Here is a 19,755-nt window from a genome sequence, read left to right as displayed (position 1 = left end):
GTCAGCCGGTAAACGTGCCCATCTCGATTCCAGGGGTCCCGTCGGATCAGTTCCGTCCACACCTCATCGAGGTCTTCCCGGGGCGCGCTTCGGTCGATCATGATTCGTAGCCGGTGCGCCCACGGGGTGGGGTCCTCGGGTGTGAGGTGCGAGGCCAGGTCGAGGGCCCGTTCGGCCAGGCGCAGCAGGCGGCCGAACTCGGCCCACTGCTCTGGGCGGACGGTGGAACCCTAGTCTTATGTTGCCTTGGCGGGATGTTTAGAGTGTTGATCACTTTAGTGTCGACACGGGGGTTGCCATGTTTGCTGTCCGTGGCCGGGGTGGATGGGCTGACCGTTCTCGCTTGTTGGGCAGGGCGAGGGTCGGGGGCTTGGCTGCGGCGGTGCTGGTGGGGTTGTTGCCGGTGGTGCAGTTGGGTGAGCCGGTGGCGGCGGACCCGGTGGCCGCGCCGGATGGGTCTGTTTCGGTGGCTGGTGTTGGTGTGCGGGAGGCGGATCAGGGGCCGGATCCGGACGATCGGCAGGCGGTGACGGAGCCGTTGCCGGCGGCGGAGTTCCCGGCAGGGGGCGAAGCGGTTCTTGACCTGGAGGGTGGCGCCGCCGACTCGGAGGCGTTCGGGCTGACGGTCGAGCGGGCCGAAGAGCGGGCCGGGCTGACGGTCGAGCGGGCCGAAGAGCCGGCCGGTGTTGGCGTCTTGGATGGCGGCGTGGCGGTGGACGAGGTCGACACGGTGCACGTGCGGTGGTTTGACCGGGCAGCGTCGGTGGAGTTGGGCAGCGCGGGTCCTCTGTTCACGTTGCGCCGTGCGGACGGGGGAGCGGCCTCGGGCCCGGTGCGGGTGAAGCTTGACTACTCTGCATATGCGCAGGCGTTCGGGGGGTCGTTCGCGGATCGGTTGACGTTGGTGCGGTTGCCGGGGTGCGCGGCGACGTTGCCCGAGGTGGCGGCGTGTTCTGCGAAGCCGCAGTGGGTGTCGTCGGTGAACGATCCGGCCGCGGAGACGTTGACGGCGGTGGTGGACGTTGGTGGTGACCCGAGGGGTCCCGGTAGGTTCACGGGCGAGTTCGCGGGTCTATCGGCGGACAGAACGGTGGCCTCGGCGGGTGTATTCGCGGTGGTGGCTTCTGCTGCGGGTGGGTCAACCGGGTCGTACACGGCGACGGATCTGAAGGAGTCGGGTTCGTGGCAGGTGGGCGAAAGTGCGGGGTCGTTTTCGTATTCGTACCCGTTGCCGGAGCCGTCTTTGCCGTACGGGCAGACGTTGGGGTTGGAGGTGTCCTACAACTCGTCGTCGGTGGACGGGATGACGCATGGGACGAACAACCAGTCTGGTCCGGTGGGGTTGGGGTGGACTCTCTCGCCGGGGTTCATCGAGCGGGAGTACAAACCGTGTCCGGCGCATCCGAGTGAGATGTGCTGGGAGTCGCCGGATGACCATGATGGTGAATCCGACACCAACGACCAGGGCTCGGCGTTGATGACGATCTCGCTGCAGGGGCAGTCGACGAAGCTTGTGAAGACCACGAGCGGGGTGTGGAAGACCGTTGACGATCTGGGCTGGCGGGTGGAGTTCCTGTCCGGTGGCGCGGAGAACGACGGCTATTGGAAGGTGTGGACGCAGGACGGCACGGAGTACCGGTTCGGGCATGAGCGGGACTCGGTATGGAAGATGAGCTTCCTGGGGGACGAGGCGGGGGAGCCGTGTAATGGCTCGTATCCGAGTTCGTGTCGGGATCCGTGGCGATGGAACCTGGACCGGGTTTCGGACCCCAACGAAAACGACACGACTTTGGTGTGGAAGCGGGAAACGAACCACTACAAGCGGGCGTTGACCGGGTCGATCCTGGAGTACGACCGTGGCGGCTACCTGGCGGAGGTGCTGTACGCGAAGAACGCGACCGAGGATGGTGCGATTCCGGTTGGTCGGACGGTGTTTAGCTGGGCGAGCCGGTGCGTGGAGCGCACTGCCGAGGAGGACCCGCTCAACAACACTCCACCGTCCTGTCCGTCGACATCGTCGAGCCCGTCGTCATATCCGGACGTGCCGACAGACCTTTCCTGTGGGTCGTCCTCGTGCAGCAACTACAGCCAGTCGTTTTTCTCGACCCGAATTCTGGACCGGGTCACGTCGTATCAGTGGAACGCGGGTTCGGGGGCGTGGAACAACGTCGGCCGGGTGCAGCTGCGCTACAAGGTGGTCAACCCGACTGGGTTGACCGACCGGGTGTTCATCCTGGACTACATCCGTCCAGTCGGATTGATCGGTCTGGACGCCAACAAGGTTGATCTGCCGCCGGTGAACTTCGACTACGTCGACGGGGTACAGCCGAACTACCGTGATGGTCGGGTCGACTACGACGAGGCTGGGTTAGGCGTGTCGGCGATGCGGATGCCCCGGCTCCTCGTGGTCCGCAACGGTTTGGGCGGCCGCACCGAGGTCACGTACGGTACGCAGCGACCGTGTCCGCAGGGCGGGTCGAACAAGTCGGGCTACGACACCTGGCACGACGGCAAGGTGGGCAACTGGGACGTCAACACGCAGGACTGCTATCCGATCTTCCATACTCCACCCGGCGCCGAGGCGGGTTTCGGAATCTTCCACAAGTACCTTGTCAAGAAGGTCGTGGTAAAGGATCAGGTGGGTGATTCCCCGGACCAGGTCACCCAGTACGACTACTCGGTCGGCACACCGGCGTGGAAGAACCTGCGCAGCCCCCTGATTCCCAACGAGCACGAGACGTGGAACCTGTTCGCCGGCTACGACAAGGTCCGCGTCGTTCAGGGCACCGGCACGGACCCGTCGAGATACACGGTGTCAACGTCGAAGTACTTCCGCGGCATGTACCACGACTTCTACGATCCCGGCAGCGGTGGCGGCATCAAGGAAACCAAGATCACCGACTGGGCCGGTAACACCTACCACGACCACTACGCCCGAGCTGGACTGGCTCTGCAAACCCAGCAGTACCGCATGACCGCCTACAACGCCAACCCTGCCAAGGCCAGCTACACCGAGGTCGCCAGCACCCGCTACGACCATGAGATCCAAGGCAGCCTCGACGGCCCCGGCTGGTGGAATCCCCGCCAGGTCCGCATGGGTCTGGAAAACCACCGGGTCCTCCTCGACGACGGCAGTTGGCGGGAAACCTCACAGCGCACCATCTACGACTCCACATACGGGCTGCCGACACGGCTGCAGCAGTACAACCAGGTCGGCGTCGACGACAACACCTGCACCTCGTTCACCTACGCCCAGCGCGACGAGCCGAGTTCCTGGTATCTGATCGACTACCCGGAACGGGTGGAAACCTGGTCCGGTGACACCTGCGGCTCGGGCACACTGCTGTCCCGTATCGTCATCTTCTACGACTCCTACACCGTCGAGGGCTCCCAGAAACCGTTCGACGGCAACGTCGCCGAGGTCCACACCTACCACGACCCCACCAGCTACGTATCCAGCGGCCGTAGCACCTACGACAACATGGGACGCGTGGTCACCTCGACCGACGCCACCGGGCTGACCACCACCACCAGCTACAGTCCCGCGATCAACTGGCCGGACAACGGCATCACCAGCACCGTCGGTGGCGAGTTCAACCACACCACCACCACGCTCATCAACCGACACACCGGCGAACCATCCAAGATCACGGACCAAAACGGTAAGGTCACCGAACTGCTCTACGACCCGGTCGGTCGTCTCGCCGAGGTGTATCTACCCGGGCAGGCCAAGTCCTCCGGGGTGCCGTCACTACGGTTCGGCTACCACATCACCTCCAGCGGCATCGGCCAACCCACCGCCGCCGCGCGGATCCAGACCGAGACGCTGCAGTCGCACGACGGCAGCCCCGTCTACCTGAACTCCTACCAGTACCTCGACGGGCTCGGCCGGGCCAGAGAAGACCAACAACCCGGCCCGAACGGCGGCCGGGTCGTCACCGCCACCACCTACGACCCACGCGGCAACATCGCCGCCACCACCCAACCGTTCCACAACAGTGCCGATGCCGGGAACGGACTGGTCAACCCCGACCTCACCACCGTCCCCGCAGTCCAAGAGACCAGCTACGACCACCTCAACCGTCCCACCACCGTGGTGGACAAGAACCTCGGCGCCGGATGGCGGCAGACGACGAGCACCTACTACGGCGACCGCACCATGGTCGTCCCGCCGTCCGGAGGCACCAAGACCGTCAGCCACCACGACGTGCGCGGCAACACCACACGCGTAGACCAATACACTTCGGCCTCCGACCCGGACGCCTACCAGAGCACCACCTACACCTACGACCGGCTCAACCAACTCACCGCCCTCGTTGATCCTGCCGGTAACACGTGGACCAACACCTACGACCTCGCCGGCCGCCTCACCGGCAAGACCGACCCCGACGCCGGTGCCAGCAGCACCCACTACGACACCGCCGGTAGGGTCGCTCACACGATCGACGCCCGCGGCCAAAAGATCTCCACCGAGTACGACGGCATGTCCCGCACCCAAGCCCTCTGGAGCGGCGACGTCAACACCGGTGAGCGCCTGACCAGCTACCTCTACGACAGCATCGCCAAGGGACAGCCGACGGCCACCACCCGTTGGCACAACGGGAACGCCTACACCACCGCGGTCACCGGATACACCGACCGCTACCAACCCAGCGGCACCAACATCACCATCCCCACCGCCGAAGGCGCCCTCGCCGGCACCTACACCAGCAGCACCGCCTACGACCTCGCCGGAAAGACCGTCCGGCAGACCCTGCCGGGCATCGGAGGCCTCCCGGCGGAAACCATCACCACCGAATACGACACCAATGGCTACCTCCAATCCACCACCGGCCAGATCGCCGGCTCACCCGACATCCCATACCTCGCTGAAACCGCCTACTACCTCCACGGACCCGTTCACCACACCCTGCACGGCAACCCAGGCAGCCAGATCCGGCAAACCAACACCATCGACACCGGCACCGGTCGACTCGACAACCACGACGTGGCCACCGAAGACCCTGCCACCCCCGGCACCTTCACCAGCCGGTTCACCAACAACTACACCTACGACCCAGCCGGCAACATCACCGCCATCGCCGGCCAAACCGACGGCATCACCGACCAAGTCGAATGCTTCACCTACGACCAACTCCGCCGACTCACCCAGGCCTGGACACAGAACACGGCGACCTGCACCAACCCACAACGCAGCGGTGCTGACCCCTACCACCGCTCCTGGACCTTCGACGACCTCGGCAACCGGCTCACCCAAACCGACCACAACGACACCACCGGCAACACCACCTGGACCTACAACGTCGGCGCCAGCCACGGCACCACCGCCCACCAGGTTGCCTCCATCACCGTCACCGGCCCCCAAGCCGAAACCCCCACCCGAGCGTTCACCTACGACGACGCCGGCAACACCCTCACCCGCACCACCCCCGCCGGCGACACCCAAAACCTGACCTGGAACCCCGAAGGCCGCCTCGACACCCTCACCAACAACGACACCACCAGCTATATCTACGACGCCGCCGGCAACCGGCTCATCACCCACGCGCCCGACAAAACCACCCTCTACCTCGGCGACACCGAACTCGAACTCCCCACCGGCAGCACCCAGGCCAACGGCACCCGCTACTACAACGGCAACGCCATCCGCAAGGCCAGCGGTCTCACCTGGACCATCAACAACCACCAAAACACCAGCCAGATCCAAATCGACGCCGACACCCTCACCACCCAACGCCGCCGCACCATGCCCTACGGCGAAGACCGCACCACCCCACCAACCCCCTGGATCGGCACCAAAGGCTACGTCGGCGGCACCACCGACCCCACCGGCCTTACCCACCTAGGCGCCAGAGAATACGACCCCACCCTCGGCCGCTTCATCAGCATCGACCCCATCATGGGCCTCGCCGACCCTCAACAATGGCACGGATACGCCTACTCCAATAACAATCCCACCACCTTCAGTGACCCCAGCGGCCTGTACTTCGAAGAAGGTGGTATCCACGGCAGTGGCCGTCGTGCCTACAAATACGGTGGTAAAACCGTAATAACCGGGAAAGCGCCGAAGCTCCCCAAGGGGCCGTCGCCTTCCTCGCGCGGCGATAGGCTGATCGCTACAAATGGGATCTATCGATTCACCAAGAACTCATCCGGTGCGCTGCATCTGAACGGGGTTCCGGTTCCCGCTGGGCCAAGCGAAGACGTGATCATCAATGAGGTCATCAGCTATTGCAATGATCCCCGCGGTGGTGCCAGCAACTGTGAAAGTTCTCTCGCATGTGCGTACGTGTACGTCGAGGACTGTGCGGACCAGTGGGCGTATGGCGCTCTCGATGTCATGCGAGGGGCTCTCGGCGGTGAATTCGGCGCGGCGTACGACGAGGCCCTTTACGGCACTTTTGAGCAGGCCATACAGGAAGGTTTTATTCGGTATGGCTGGGATAGTGAGGGTCAGCTCGGTGGCGGCGGCTACATGGGTAAACCTTTCCGAGGCTGTGGTGGCCGCAAGAGCTTTGCCGGCGACACCGAGGTGCTACTCGCTGACGGGAGCACCAAGCCGATCAAGGACATCGAGGTCGGTGACCTGGTGTGGGCCACCGATCCCCAAACCGGCAAAGAAGGCCCACGCGAGGTAACACACCTCTGGGTCCATGAGGACCAACTGGTCGATCTCAGAGTCGATGGCGGCGACGTCACGACAACAGAGGACCACCCGTTCTGGAACGAAACTGACCGCCAGTGGCAGGATAGTCAGGACCTGGACCCCGGCGACCTACTCCACACCGCTGGCGGCCAGACGCTCGCCGTCGTTGGTCTCGACTGGGTCGCCACCCAACGCGGCATGGCCTACAATCTCACCGTCGCCAACATCCACACGTACTATGTGATAGCCGGCAACACGCCGGTACTCGTACACAACACCGGCGGCTGCTGGAGGAGCAGTTTTGATAACTTGCCGACCGGCAAGCAATCACATGTCAGAACTGTCGGTAGCGAAGATGAACTACGCGACCTATTCGGTCAGATGACTAATGGTGCCGAGCAGCTTCCGGCTCGCGGGCCGAAGATTCCTGAGGTTTACCGACAGGCCGACGGAACCGTAATCCAATGGCGTGGAGCCTCTCGATCAGGCGGTGCCACGATCGATATCTTCCCGCCAAACTCGAAGGGTCTGAAAGTCCATGTCGAGTAGCCGTGAATCGGTCATTCGGGAAATATTAGCCGAGGGTTTGGATGATTGGGTGCCCATTGACCGGGTCATCGGCGGGGCACGAGACTCAGCCTCAAGTGAGGGCGTCACATTGCGCGATGCAGCCGTCGGTCTAGTCCGTGCGTTAGTCGACAGCGGATTAATGACCCCCGGAGATATTACTGAGGACGGTTTCGGGCCATGGAAGGGAACTCATGAGCAATTGACGAATCAGGTGATTCGGCAGTGCGATGAACTGGGATGGGAGCCGCTCGGTGCAGGCTGCTGGTTAGCGAACACTCCTGAAGGTGACCGGGCTGCTCGGAGGGCTGCGGATTAGTCGGGGATGGCAGAGCGTAACGGCCGTCCGTTCGGGGTCATCGTTGGCTGCTCGGGTTGCCGTCACGGTTGCCGTCAAAGGCGCGCGAAGATTGTCGATGTATCGATGGCGTGTCGCCCGGTCGGGATGGCGACGGAAGTGGGACCAGTGGCGTGCCGCGTGGCGGTGCGGCGTCGATCCCCGGAGCCACCCACGATGAGTATCAAGTGAAGGAATCGTCCCGGTCTTGGAGTGGATCACCCTGGCTCCTGGCTAGCGGCTCGGTGTTGGTGGGCGTGCGCGCGTGGCCGTAGGCCGTAGCGCGTGCGCGCGGCCCGGCTCTGTCGGGCCGCTTCTTGATACCTGTAGAGCAGTTTTGAGCCAGTCGGATCTTGGCCGAGGGCCTTGGTCCGGCTGTGCTTCGGGTGCGGTTGCGGCTGCTGCGAGAGCGTTTGGCGGCGCTGGCGTCCAGTCTTCGTCGCTGGGAACGCCGTCTGCCTCCACCGCCATGCTTAGCTGAGCGCGACGACACGTCCCGCCCCAATGGCACCGCTCATCGATGCCCTGGTCGCCGAACAGCGCAGGTGTTTGCCCAGGTTGCCGTCACCGTTGCCGTCAACACCGATAAACTTCGATGCGGTGAGTTGGTGCCACCCACGAAGGGCCAGGTGAAACGCCATGAGAACGTAAGTTGCATTGCGTTACGGGATGAAAATCCCACACGTACTATGTGGTGGCCGGCAACGCGCCGGTCCTCGTACACAACAGCAACTGTGGTGACGGCGATGATCTCGACACGGTGTTCCACTACACGGACAAGAAAGGATACAACGCGATCCGGGCTGGTAGTCCATACCATATTCGGCCCGGCGACTCCAAAAACGGGGCAGGTCCGTTCTTCACCAATATGAGCCCGGCGGACGTCGAGCGTGCCGGAAGGGGTGCCTTCAAGAGCAAGCTCGGTCTGACCTCCGCCAAGAGCGAGTATGTGATGGAGCTTCTGGTGCCGAAGTCGTCTCTGACGCCGCTACGTGGAGGTAGAGGTCGGCATATTTTCGAGATTCCCGGTGGAATCCTGGTGCCGAGAGACCGGGCCAGATTCTTCGGGCCCACCAGTAAGTGGGGTTGAGGGATGATTACCGGCGAGGACACGGTTGTCGTCGTGGGGCTAGCGGATTTGGCATCCACGGTCGGCCGGATGCTTGACGCCCTAGGAAAACGTTGGCCAGCGATGCTGGTGTCGATCAACGATGGCGAGCGACAGCACGAGTTTTCCCAGTGGCGAAGTGGTACCGTCACACTCCCCGGTTTGCGGGGGGATGTGATGGTGGCTCGCGACTCGGCGCTCAGCGATGCGTGGGAAGAACATGGATACTTCACCGATCCGAAAGGGCAGGGCCCGCTGACTATCTATTACGAGCCGTGCGAGAGAGGTCTGATCAAGACCGTCATGCGGGAGGAGCCGTATCAACGAGATTCTCAATACGGATTCTCTCCCTTCGATGCACTGCTCCTGGGAGATGGCTGTTCGGTGCTCACCATCGTAACTCCTGATGGGGCACCCGATTTTCGCGATGACGTGCTTGATCTGTTGCGCCAGGCCGTAACCGAGATAAGCTGAACTCGCTTGAGTTGCGTAGCTCGGCGGCGGAGGCTGTTCATGAACTGACTCGTTTCGGCCGCGGCGTCGACGAGGGGGTAGGCGGCCACGTAACTCATGGATCCGCGGCGGAGTAATATCGTTCTTTGCGTATTTGCGTCAGTCCCTGTGCATAGAAGTGCGTGGTTGTGCGTCAAGGCTGATGTCAGATAGCTGGCACGGCCGCAAATACTTCGATGCACTGTGGTGAATGTCGCGAGGTGCGGGGGCGGGAGAACTCTTGGTCGACATCGAAGCCATGAACCGCGCCCTACACCCCGACGACACCGACCCGGACGACTACACCCCGCCCACCGACAACTGAGGCCTTGTCGCCGACAGGCCCACCCGTCAGCGGCGCTCCGACCTGACCCAGCACGGTCTTGGTTGGGGTGTCGCTACTCGTGGTGTAGTGCGGGTGAGCGGTGCCAGGCGAGGAACCGTGCGTGGAGTACTCCTGATGGGGTGTGGGGTAGGTCTTCGCATGCTTGGACCAGGTACGCCGACAGGTGCAGTATCAGCGACACCCGGGCCCCGGTGAACTCCGCCACGAGCTGCCGTTTCCGGGTCCGGCACGGCCACGGAACCCCGCATCCCGCACAGACCCACTGCGGCCGTATCGGCTGATGCATCGACAACAACCCCACCACCCTCCCGGATCGTTGGAAGAGGGAAGAGGCCACCACGCAGCCCGCGACCGGGCCGCTCCCCGTCTCCGGCGACAGCCCCTTCCCCCTGGCGCCCACCAGCCCGGCGAAAGTGCCGCAAGCGAACCGGCGAGGCCCTTGCCGCCGAACCTACGAACCAACCCCGGGACACCCCAACGTCCCGACAGACACCATGCTGGACACTTCCACGACCCTGGTGCGTCCCACCGTATCCACTACCGTGGGACGGTATGAGTCACCGACTCCGCGCGGCCATGCTCCGCGCCCACCTCAACCCCGCAGCCCTCGCCGAAGCCGTCGGAGTGGACGTCAAAACCGTCACCCGGTGGCTCACCGGCCGGGTCCCGCACCAACGCACCCGCCTCGCCGTCGCCGACGCCCTCGGCGAAACCGAAGCCGACCTGTGGCCACAGACCCGACCCGACCAGGCACCCGGCGCGGAAGCCACCGCCGAGGTCGTCGCCGCCTACGCCCACCGCGCCGACATCGGCCACCACATCTGGGCCGCCCTACTCACCGGCGCCACCACCCGCATCGACCTGCTCGGCTACGCCTACCCATTCCTCCTAGAGTTGCTGCCCCACACCATGCAACTCATCACCGACAAAGCCACCAACGGCGCCCAGGTTCGGCTCGCGTTCGCCGACCCCGACTGCCCACACGTCGCCGAACGCGACAACCTCGAACAGATCGGCGGCACCCTCCCCGGCCGCATCCGCAACGCACTCAACTTCTGCGAACCCCTCCACCAGGTGCCCGGCGTCCAGATCGGCCTGCACACCGTGCACCTGTACAACTCGGTGTTCCGCTTCGACCACCAAATGATCGTCACCCCACACCTGTACCGCGCCCGCGGCTACCAACACCCCGCCCTACACCTACGCGAACTCTCCCCGCACGGCATCTTCGCCGCCCACGCCGACCAGTTCGAACAGATCTGGCAAACCACCACCCCCTACCCCACGCACACCCCGTGACCGGCCGCCGCGACCACTACCACGACCCCCACGCCCCCACCCCGAACAGCCTCATCCCCGGCGCCGCCGCCATCATCACCGACCCACACGGCCGCATACTGCTGCAACGGCGCACCGACTCCGGCAACTGGTCCCTCCCCGGCGGCACCATGAACATCGGCGAAACCCTCCAACAATGCGCCATCCGCGAAGTCAAAGAAGAAACCGGCCTCGACATCGCCATCACCGGCCTCCTCGGCATCTACACCGACCCCGCACACGTCATCGCCTACCCCGACGGCGAAGTCCGCCAAGAATTCACCATCACCTACCTCGCCCGAGCCACCGGCGGCACACTCACCGTCAGCGACGAATCCACCGACCTCCGCTACATCCACCCCACCGACTTCGACCACATCCCCATCCACGACACCGTCCGCCTCCGCCTCCACCACCACACCCAACACCGCGACACCCCCTACCTCGGATAACACCGGCCATCGATACCCAGGCCCCTGAAGGGCACGGACGTCTCCCCAGGTAGCCGTCACCGTCGCCGTCAACACCGATACATTTCGATGCCCAGGGTGGACGCTACACACGAAAGGCCAGGTGAAACGCCATGAACACGTAAGTCACACTACGTGACGGGCTGAAAATCCCACACGTACTATGTGGTAGCCGGCAACACGCCGGTCTTGGTTCACAACACGGGACCGTGCGACCCGGTGGACGCTTGGTCGCCTGGAACATTCAGAAGCGCTGAAGAATCGGCAACGTATCATGTCGGTAAGCATGGTAAGGGGAGAACGCTAGCCGAATACACAGATGAGGCGAAGAATCTGTGGGCCAAAACTCCCGAAGGAGATCGTATTCCTTGGAAACTGAGAGATGGCAGCGAAGGATGGAAGATCAGAGGTGGTTTCCGCGGAGGCGAGGGAATCTATACCAAGGACGGAAAGATCGTGACCTGGCATGACTGATTCATCTGACTTCCGGCACGCCTTCATGATGTTCCGATCCGTGCCTTATCCGGCCTATCCGCAACTACTGGAGCTGCAAGATTGGAACTCCCTGCTTCTAACCATTGATGGGCACATCGCTGGATACGCATCTAAGGTCCATGATGGTCGAATGCGCGCACAAGATGTTCCAAATCTCGATCAACTTATTCTTGAAGTGAGTTCACTGGGGTCGTCGCTCGATCAGATCGAGCCGGTGACAGATGAGGATCGCCAATCGATTGGTGACTATCGGTCATATGTGGCGGCTCTGAGGCGCGTGGTATCGGAGCTTGGTGGCCTTGCTGATCAAGAACGGCGATCGACTGATTAGCGCGGAGTCATCGAGTACAAAGTGTTGGCACTTACCGACCATAACGGTGCGTGACGGGAGAGTGTCGGCGGCTGTCGGGGTTTGCTCGGGTTGCCGTCACCGTTGCCGTCAACGGCGAGGTATACATCCGAGGCAATCGATGTAGTGTCTCTGCGTCGTGGTCGGACGTCAGATCTTCGCTGGCGTGCCGCATAGCGGTGCGGCCGATCACCGGGAGCCTCGGCGGTGGGTGCTGACCCTGGGCGATCGTCGAGGCCCCGGCCGACGGTTCGGCTCGGCAGTTCTTACCGTGATCTTGCTTCTTGGTGTGGTGGGCGTGCGCGCGGGGCCGGAACGGCTACAGCGCGTGCGCGGCTCGGCTCTGCCGGGCCGTTCTTGATCCTGTAGAGCAGTTTTGAGCTAGTCGGATCTTGGTGTGGGGTTGGGCTATGCGATGGCGGCGATGTTGCCGTCGTCGAAGTAGATGGCTTGGTGGAGGCGTCCGCCGAGGGCGGTGGCGTATCGGGCGACGATGTCTTGGCCGGAGATTTTGCCTTGTTCGATCTGGGAGATGCGGCCTTTGGTGACGCCCATGCGGTCGGCGACCTGCTGTTGGGTCAGGCCGCGGGTGCGGCGTACTTCGGCGAGGCGGTGTCCGACGATGGTGGCGAGGAGTGCCTGTTTGCCGTCTTCGACGGCTTGTTCGCCGCCGGCGCGTTCGACGTGGGCGGTGCGGATGTCGCTCCAGCGTGCGTAGCTGTTCATAGCTGTCGGTCCTCCTTGGCGCGTTCCTTGAGGTAGATCTCGTAGCGTTGCTCGGCCAGGGGGATCGCTTCGGTATACCACTGTTGCCATCGTCCGGCCTTGTCTCCGGCGACGAGCAGGATGCTGGCGCGCCACGGGTCGAAGGCGAACAGGATGCGGACGGTGCCGGGGCGTAACTCTTTGAGGTTGGCGAGGGTGGAGCCGTGGATCGTGTCGACCAGTGGCCGGCCGAGTCCTGGGCCGGTTTCGGCGAGTAGGTCGATGGCTTGTACGACGCGGGCGTGGGTGAGTGGATCGAGGTTGTCGATCCACTCCTGTACCTCGTTGACGAGGTAGATCTCCCATTCGTCAGTAGCCATCCCCAGAGTATAGCGGACACTATACCAGGTGTGCTGGTGAGAGCGGGATGCGTTTGGCCTGGCAGCGCAGCGAGGTCCTGGGCTGTCGGTGACGGTCTCTTCGAGTTGCCGTCAACACCGATACATTTTGATGTGGCAAGTTGGCGCTATACACGAAAGGCCAGGTGAAACGCCATGAACACGTAAGTCACGCTACGTGACGGGCTAAAAATCCACACGTACTATGTGATAGCTGGCAACACCCCGGTCCTCGTACACAACACCTGCGCAAGGATTCCTGGCTATGAGAATCCTGGACACCATGATCCACGCGGTGGACCGAACCCATACAATCCCAAGAAGGGCGTCCTGCCGACTGACGCGGCAGAGCATTTTCCGAATAGTGTGCTTGTCGGCGACGTGCGTTGGACTAAAATCGGGTCCGGCAAGAAAGCTGTCTACTACAGATACTCCAACGATGAGCATGGGAACTGATATTGGAGCGGCAGCTCTAACGGCCATGATAGTCGGGGTAATTCGGTGGAGATACCTTTGAATCATATTTCTATTCAGGTTCGGCGGAGGTGAAGATTGAGATTCTTAGACGATGACGGTCAATTCGGCTTGCTGGTGAGCCCACTCTCTGGGCATCGCATGCTTCGCTTCCATCTGATCGTCGATGGCCGACTGGTTGGTGATAGCGAGGGTTGTATCATCGGATCAGTTATGACGCAGCTAAAGAATCGTCCGCGAATCGACGACAGAAGACTTGATTTGCTAGACATTGATCTCTTCAAGTTCATGGAATTATTGGCGGTTGATGAATTTCTCCATGATGTGACCACGATGTCGAGTGTAGAGTCACTGGACCGCTGGACGGTTTACAGCTATGTGCGCGGAGAGCGGTTCATTATCGTGGCGCAAGAGGCTGGGACGCTGGAACCCAGTCCAATTTTCATGACAAATATTGAAGAAGTCGATTTCAACTCCGTAGTTGACGCGGCCCGGAATTACTGGCTGAACCTTCAGTGATGCAGAATCTATCGTCGATCCTGGACCATTGCTTGACATGCGTGCGAAGCCGCCTTCGTCGGAGAATGCGGTTGCTCCAGTGAACTGATCTCAGCGACGCGAAGGTGTTGATTGGTGCGACACGGGCGAAAGCGATGAGATCGGACGGTGCTGGAAGTGGGCGTGGGGCCCTCGGTAGGTAGTTCTCACCACAAGATCACCCACACGGTGAGGACCCCACGTGATCGCATATCGTGCCACGGCCGACGTCCCCAGGGAACTCGTGCAGTACCTCGGCCGGCTGCTGGCCGCGCAACGCAACGCCAAGGGGACACGACGCGACACTCGCGCGTTGACCTGCTTCCACCAAGCGCTCCTGGTGCTCGTCTGGTTCCGTAAAGGCGAGGACGTGACCCTGCTGGGCGCCGGGTTCGGGATCTCCCGCGCGACCGCGTACCGGTACCTGGCTGAAGGCGTCACGGTGCTGGCCGCGCAGGCCCAGGATCTGCACGCGGCCCTGCGCCGTGTCGCCGACGACGGCTGGTCGTACGTGATCCTGGACGGGAAACTGTTCGACTGCGACCGGGTGGCTGAAACCACCGTCAGCGTCAAGGGCGACACGATCGACGCCTGGTATTGCGGCAAGCACCGCGACTTCGGCGGAAATGTTCAAGCGATCATGCGTCCGGATGGACTGCCCGTGTGGACCTCCGAGGTGATGCCGGGGCACCTACACGACCTCACCTGCGCCCAAGTGCAGGGCATCACCGCCGCCCTGAACTGGGCCGCTTCCGAACTCGACCTGCCCACCCTGGCCGACTCCGGTTACGAAGGCGCAGGCCAAGGCGTCAAAGTCCCGATCAAGCAACCCACCGGCAGGCAACAACTCGCTCCCGACAACCGCGCCTACAACCGGCTACTACGCGGACTGCGCTGGCAGGGCGAACGGGGCTTCGCGATCCTGACCGGACGCTGGAAAACCCTCCGGCGCACCACCGCCAGCCCACGCCGGATCAGCGACATCGTCGCCGCCGCACTTCACCTGACCCACTTCGAGTACAAGTACCTACCGCAAAGTCGCTGAGATTACTTCAGTGGCAACATGATGCATTGGGTCCGTGTTCTAGGTGGTGAGTTTGAGGCCGCCCTGTGGCGGGTTAGGGCGGTGGCGCAAGGCTGCCCCCAGCTGCATCAACCTGCTGCGACAGGCCAAAGGTGGTGGTCTCTCACCTCCACTCGAACCAACAGCACCTCACGGCGCAAACCGAAAGTGAGACAGGGCCGTTATTTATAGTCCCGGCCGAAACCCTTCCCCCGGCCCTGGACAACCTGGTCAGGACGGTCTTCGCCGAACCCACCTGAAGCCCCTCGGGCGGCGCGCTCCGGCAACCCGCCGGAGCACGCCGCCCTTCCGTATCTGCCCTGCCCACGGCGCGCACGTGCTGCGGTCCCTAATTGTGCCGTCGCTGCGGGGCCTGCCTCGTTCTGTCCACAAACGAGATGATCTTCGGGAGCGCCGGATGGTAGCCGTCTGTGGTGTCGACCTCCAAGAGCGGGACGTCCAGCGCGACGCGATCAAAGTTCGCATGGCGAAGCGGGTGGTCAGTGGGGTCCTGCAGGTCGGCGTGGGCGCGGCGGAGCGGATTCGACTCCCATCGACGTTGAATCCGGGTCCACGCCGTGCTCGCGTCAACCATGCAGTGCACGACCCGAAGCTCCGCAATCTCCCTCAACGGTTGCAGGCCCGGCCGCCAGAGCCGGTCCTGGAACGCGGCCTCCGCCACGGTTGTCACCCCGGCCCGAAGGAGCAACTCCAACACGCCGAAGAAGGTCGGTAGGGTCCGTAGCGCCAACTCGTCGGCCGGTCCCGCCGTAAACAGGCCGGCGGCGGATGTTGACGCGTGCACCATTCCTTCCTTGATCTCGTCCCGGCAGATCGCCGGAGCGCCGATCGTCTGGGCAAGTGCGTGCGCGAGGGTGGTCTTCCCTGATCCGGGAGGTCCGCTCACGACGACCACAGTGGGGCGGGCAGTCACCGTACGGTTATAGCGGTCTCACCTGGGGTGCCGGCAGCAGGTGGGCTTCCCATCGCGCCCGGTTCCTGCTAGATCTTCGTTCGGGTGGAAGGTGTTGCCAGGGAAGGGTGGCCGTGCGACGACTCAGCTACTGCCCGGAGACCAGCGCCGGTGACTGGCTCACGCGCTCGGGTGCCTCCGCGGGGCGATTGATCACATTTGGCCCGGCTGGCTTTGCGGCATACGCCCGGCTTCGCTTCATCCGGGACCCCGTGGGCCCGGACGAGTCGGAGGCGGATGTTGTTGTTCCCGACGAGCACCCGTGCGATCTCGAGCAGACCCGTCGCGCCCTGCATCTCCTCGAAGCGTTCACGTCCACTCCGCAGGAGTGCTACTTCTGCCTGTGGGAGGGGTACTCGGATGCCCCGTTGCCGCCGCAGGCGCGGCACGGCCCACTGCTTGAGTTGCCCCATCGTGCCTATGCCCTGTTTCGCGGTTCTCTCGACGACATCGATGTCTGGGCGGCCGAGCTTGGGGCTGGGCGCACCATCGCGCCGCCGGCGTTCGTCTGGCCCGCGGATCACCGCTGGTGTCTGGCCAGCGATGTTGACCCGCACTGGGCGGGAATCGGCGCCGAGCAGGCCGCTGTCGAGGCGTTGGTCGGCGACCAGGGGCTCGATGTCGTCCCGGCCCATCCCACAGAGGATCAACCCAGTTACGACTGAGGATCAATCGGAGACCGCCGGCCTGAGCTCCTTGCTCTCGTCCCGGCAGATCGCCGGAGCGCCGATCGTCTGGGCACGTGCGTGCGCGAGGGTGGTCTTCCCTGATCCGGGAGGTCCGCTCACGACGACCACAGTGGGGCGGGCAGTCACCGTACGGTTATAGCGTTGCCGGTGATTCCCCTCAGGGCCATACCCCTATGCCGAGCCGAGGAGGACCGCAATCATGCCGCACCAGACGACGAAGAACAGCCCGTAGAGGATAGTGAAGATCCAACCAACCACGACTCCAGCGGTGGCCAGCTCAACCCCGCGTTCGCCCGTCTGAGCGATCTGACCCTTGGCCTTGTTGCCAAAGTAGATGCCCAACGGTGGAAACACCATGGCGCCGAAGATCAACGCGAGAATCGCATAGGTGTTGAATGGTGCAGGGTGCGCATGGGGTGGGTAGGGCGGGTGGCCCGGCATCGGGTTCGGCGTCGGCGAGGAGTGCTGAGCCGGCGGTTGGTCTGTCATGTTGCCCTCCGGGGTGGCAGAGAGTTAGTGCGTGAAGGAACCGCAACCGGCCCGTCAGGGTACCTTCCCGTGTCACGGCACCGACATGCTCCCAGCGCGGCGCCCCCCGCACCCCGGTGGACCGGTTCACGGCGGGGCAGCCAGCAGCGTCGAGTGGCTGATCTACACGTTCGGTCCTACCCAGCCTCCTGTCTGCGATGACGGGCAGGGCAATGTCGACCAGGCCGAACTTCAGGTCGGCGACCACCGTCGCGACGTGTCGCAGCAGCCTCGGCTGAGGTCGTTGCGTGACCTGTGCCGGCAGTTTCTGAGAAAGCGGTCCGGCAGCGGCGGTGTCCTCCTCCTCGGCGGCAGGCGAGCCGGGGCGGTCAGTTGAATGTTTGTCCGGCTTTGAGATAGGGATCAACGGAAACGATCATCGATCCTCGGAATGGCTCGTCAATGCCCTCGACCACGAAGAGCAGGAGGCTGATCATAGTGGCGACGGTGCATACCATGATCGTGAGAGTGCGTCGGGTCCGGGTGGGGATCAGGCAGGACAGCAGAATGACCACCAGCGCGCCGAACAGGAGCGCGAACCACAGCGTCGTCGGAAGTGCGGCGGTGGTGTAGGTGTAGCGGAGTTGGCGCGCTTCGCTCCACTTTTCCAGCTCCGACAGGGCGAGAGTGTTGAGCTGCCCGTCCTTCTCTGACTTTGGATCGAACGTCAGCAACACGTCGTGAACGTTGTTCTCCGCCTTGAGCTCGCCGTCCGCGCTGTGCCCTCGCTGGTAGGCGGGCCAGGCTTCGTCGACCATGAAGTCGACATGGGCCCGTAGTAGGCCCTGAAGTTCGGTTCGGGCGGGCTCGGGATGCTTGGACACTGTGCGGTAGAGGGCGCTCAGGTCCGCCGCCTCGGTAGCGACCGCGAGGCTGGCCTGGGTGTAGGTCCCGTACGCGGAGAAGGCGGTCAGGGCGAGCAGGAGTGCGTAGAAAGTGCCGCTGATCATGATGGTGTGCGTGATGAAGTTCAGCCACCTCGGTTCTTCGCTGAACATCTGCCTGGCCCGCCTGTGGAGCAGGAGCGCACCCAACATCGCGAATCCGACGAAGAACGTCAGGAAGGTGAGGAAGAGTGCCCAGCCTGGTACGAGGTGGCTCCAGTCGCGCACGACGGCTGCTCCTCATCTGATGGGTTTTATACCTAGATGAGAGCAGTGTGCCAAGTTTGGCGACTCTGGTGGCGGGAGTTTCGCGACTGGGTGACGGCGTTGCCGGGCGAAAGTGGTGGTGGAGCCTACGGGGCTGTCGTCCTACCTTCGCTGGCGAGTAGCGCTGCCAGTTGACTGAGGACGGTTTTCCGCGCCCGGTAGTACACCCAGGTGCCCCGACGCTCGGCCTCCACGAGCCCGGCTTCGCGAAGTGTCCGGAGGTGGTGCGAGATCGTCGGCCCGCTCAGATCGAAGGCGGGGGTCAGGTCGCACACGCACGCCTCGCCATTCTCGGCGGAGGCGATCATCGACATCAGCTGCAGCCGCACCGGATCGCCGAGTGCCTTGAACGCCGGAGCGAGTGCGGTGGCGACGTCAGCGGGAACGCGCTGCTGCGCCAGGGGTGGACAGCAGGTGGTGTCGTCGCCGAGTACGGTGTGGGGGAGCGGTGTCGCTTGCTTCGGCATTCGTCTAGGTTGACACTTCTCGAATCAGCGTGCAAGCAATCAGTCTGTCGGCGTTGACGTGACAGACCTGAGAAAGATGCGCATCCGTTGCTCGGGGCGCGATCCGGCGCTTTGGGCGGAGGGAGCCGAGGAGTGTACTGATGGATGACATCACTGTCCGGCCCATGCGTCGCGATGACGCCGAGACTATCCTGGCGATCTACCAGGCGGGCCTCGACTCCGGCGATGCCAGCCTCGAAACCCAGGCCCCGACCTGGACGGAATTTGACGCCGGCCGGCTACCGGAGCACCGCTACGTCGCCGTTGACCACAGCGGCACGGCTCTTGGCTGGATCGCCGTATCGTCGGTGTCCAGCCGTCGCGTGTATGCCGGAGTGGTGGAACACTCCGTCTACGTCGACCCCAACCAACAGGGGCGCGGTGTCGCCCGGCTGCTGCTCACCACGCTGATCGCCGCCACCGAGGCAGCCGGGATCTGGACCATCCAGTCCGCCGTCTTCCCGGAGAACCTCGCCAGCCTGGCCCTGCACACCCGAACGGGTTTCCGGGTCGTCGGCACCCGGGAGCGGGTCGGTCGTCAGCACGGCCGGTGGCGCGACGTGGTGCTGCTGGAACGCCGCAGCCCGGTCATCGTCTGACCCAG

General features: G+C 63.5%; 18 protein-coding genes. 10 read left to right on the top strand and 8 right to left on the bottom strand.

The window, feature by feature from the left end:
- The first annotated feature begins 370 nt into the window (after window positions 1-370).
- The 3 genes from SALPAC6_RS0100285 (at window position 371) to SALPAC6_RS0100270 (ending at window position 9,132) form a co-directional block, all read left to right on the top strand.
- A complete protein-coding gene (locus SALPAC6_RS0100285; RefSeq protein WP_109746774.1) occupies window positions 371-7,195 on the top strand; it encodes an RHS repeat-associated core domain-containing protein in 6,825 nt (2,274 codons plus the stop codon).
- A gap of 1,049 nt (window positions 7,196-8,244) precedes the next feature.
- On the top strand, window positions 8,245-8,640 hold the full coding sequence (locus tag SALPAC6_RS26855; protein ID WP_162561562.1) for a hypothetical protein: 396 nt from the start codon (window positions 8,245-8,247) through the stop codon (window positions 8,638-8,640).
- Between the two features lie 3 nt (window positions 8,641-8,643).
- The gene (locus SALPAC6_RS0100270; protein ID WP_018251438.1) at window positions 8,644-9,132 is read left to right on the top strand and encodes a hypothetical protein; all 489 of its coding nucleotides are present in this window, start codon (window positions 8,644-8,646) and stop codon (window positions 9,130-9,132) included.
- A 416-nt stretch (window positions 9,133-9,548) separates the two neighbouring features.
- Here SALPAC6_RS0100270 and SALPAC6_RS29835 read toward each other — a convergent pair whose 3' ends face one another.
- On the bottom strand, window positions 9,549-9,782 hold the full coding sequence (locus SALPAC6_RS29835) for a flavin reductase (RefSeq protein WP_223874409.1): 234 nt from the start codon (window positions 9,780-9,782) through the stop codon (window positions 9,549-9,551).
- A gap of 290 nt (window positions 9,783-10,072) precedes the next feature.
- Between SALPAC6_RS29835 and SALPAC6_RS0100260 the strand changes: the two genes are divergently transcribed.
- The 3 genes from SALPAC6_RS0100260 (at window position 10,073) to SALPAC6_RS29290 (ending at window position 12,109) form a co-directional block, all read left to right on the top strand.
- Entirely contained in the window at window positions 10,073-10,795 is a 723-nt protein-coding gene (locus SALPAC6_RS0100260; RefSeq protein ID WP_026189188.1) for a helix-turn-helix domain-containing protein, read from the top strand.
- On the top strand, window positions 10,792-11,265 hold the full coding sequence (locus SALPAC6_RS0100255; protein WP_018251436.1) for an NUDIX domain-containing protein: 474 nt from the start codon (window positions 10,792-10,794) through the stop codon (window positions 11,263-11,265). Before SALPAC6_RS0100260 ends, SALPAC6_RS0100255 begins: the two co-directional genes overlap by 4 nt.
- Before the next feature lie 484 nt (window positions 11,266-11,749).
- Window positions 11,750-12,109, top strand: coding sequence for a hypothetical protein (locus SALPAC6_RS29290; protein ID WP_162561561.1), 360 nt, complete (start codon window positions 11,750-11,752; stop codon window positions 12,107-12,109).
- A 426-nt stretch (window positions 12,110-12,535) separates the two neighbouring features.
- On the opposite strand, the gene SALPAC6_RS0100250 is transcribed toward SALPAC6_RS29290, so the two are convergent.
- Both SALPAC6_RS0100250 and SALPAC6_RS0100245 read right to left on the bottom strand, forming a co-directional pair.
- Window positions 12,536-12,853: a helix-turn-helix domain-containing protein gene (locus SALPAC6_RS0100250; protein ID WP_018251435.1), complete on the bottom strand. Its 318-nt coding sequence runs from the start codon at window positions 12,851-12,853 to the stop codon at window positions 12,536-12,538.
- Complete coding sequence (locus SALPAC6_RS0100245) at window positions 12,850-13,212, bottom strand: type II toxin-antitoxin system RelE/ParE family toxin (protein WP_018251434.1); 363 nt, start codon at window positions 13,210-13,212, stop codon at window positions 12,850-12,852. Before SALPAC6_RS0100245 ends, SALPAC6_RS0100250 begins: the two co-directional genes overlap by 4 nt.
- Before the next feature lie 570 nt (window positions 13,213-13,782).
- Here SALPAC6_RS0100245 and SALPAC6_RS0100240 point away from each other — a divergent pair.
- Both SALPAC6_RS0100240 and SALPAC6_RS0100235 read left to right on the top strand, forming a co-directional pair.
- Window positions 13,783-14,223: a hypothetical protein gene (locus SALPAC6_RS0100240; protein WP_026189187.1), complete on the top strand. Its 441-nt coding sequence runs from the start codon at window positions 13,783-13,785 to the stop codon at window positions 14,221-14,223.
- A 220-nt stretch (window positions 14,224-14,443) separates the two neighbouring features.
- Entirely contained in the window at window positions 14,444-15,286 is an 843-nt protein-coding gene (locus SALPAC6_RS0100235) for an IS5/IS1182 family transposase (protein ID WP_018251432.1), read from the top strand.
- A gap of 367 nt (window positions 15,287-15,653) precedes the next feature.
- Here the strand turns inward: SALPAC6_RS0100235 and SALPAC6_RS0100230 are convergent, their stop codons facing one another.
- A complete protein-coding gene (locus tag SALPAC6_RS0100230) occupies window positions 15,654-16,238 on the bottom strand; it encodes an AAA family ATPase (RefSeq protein ID WP_026189185.1) in 585 nt (194 codons plus the stop codon).
- Window positions 16,239-16,345: 107 nt separating this feature from the next.
- On the opposite strand from SALPAC6_RS0100230, the gene SALPAC6_RS29830 reads away from it, so the two are divergent.
- Window positions 16,346-16,942 carry a hypothetical protein gene (locus SALPAC6_RS29830; RefSeq protein ID WP_018251430.1) on the top strand — a complete coding sequence of 199 codons (597 nt, stop codon included), beginning with the start codon at window positions 16,346-16,348 and terminating at the stop codon, window positions 16,940-16,942.
- Window positions 16,943-16,945: 3 nt separating this feature from the next.
- On the opposite strand, the gene SALPAC6_RS28750 is transcribed toward SALPAC6_RS29830, so the two are convergent.
- From SALPAC6_RS28750 to SALPAC6_RS0100210, 4 genes are all read right to left on the bottom strand, one after another.
- Window positions 16,946-17,092 carry an AAA family ATPase gene (locus SALPAC6_RS28750; protein ID WP_223874314.1) on the bottom strand — a complete coding sequence of 49 codons (147 nt, stop codon included), beginning with the start codon at window positions 17,090-17,092 and terminating at the stop codon, window positions 16,946-16,948.
- A 45-nt stretch (window positions 17,093-17,137) separates the two neighbouring features.
- The gene (locus tag SALPAC6_RS0100220) at window positions 17,138-17,407 is read right to left on the bottom strand and encodes a DUF4190 domain-containing protein (RefSeq protein WP_026189184.1); all 270 of its coding nucleotides are present in this window, start codon (window positions 17,405-17,407) and stop codon (window positions 17,138-17,140) included.
- A 416-nt stretch (window positions 17,408-17,823) separates the two neighbouring features.
- On the bottom strand, window positions 17,824-18,606 hold the full coding sequence (locus SALPAC6_RS0100215) for a bestrophin-like domain (RefSeq protein ID WP_018251428.1): 783 nt from the start codon (window positions 18,604-18,606) through the stop codon (window positions 17,824-17,826).
- A 125-nt stretch (window positions 18,607-18,731) separates the two neighbouring features.
- Window positions 18,732-19,112 carry an ArsR/SmtB family transcription factor gene (locus SALPAC6_RS0100210; RefSeq protein WP_018251427.1) on the bottom strand — a complete coding sequence of 127 codons (381 nt, stop codon included), beginning with the start codon at window positions 19,110-19,112 and terminating at the stop codon, window positions 18,732-18,734.
- 140 nt (window positions 19,113-19,252) lie between these two features.
- Here SALPAC6_RS0100210 and SALPAC6_RS0100205 point away from each other — a divergent pair, with 140 nt between their 5' ends.
- Entirely contained in the window at window positions 19,253-19,750 is a 498-nt protein-coding gene (locus SALPAC6_RS0100205; protein WP_018251426.1) for a GNAT family N-acetyltransferase, read from the top strand.
- Window positions 19,751-19,755 lie beyond the last annotated feature (5 nt).

This window comes from Salinispora mooreana (assembly GCF_000379065.1).
Classification (GTDB): domain Bacteria; phylum Actinomycetota; class Actinomycetes; order Mycobacteriales; family Micromonosporaceae; genus Micromonospora; species Micromonospora mooreana.
Note: the sequence above shows the minus strand (reverse complement) of the source record. Positions and strands in the feature narration are given on the sequence as shown.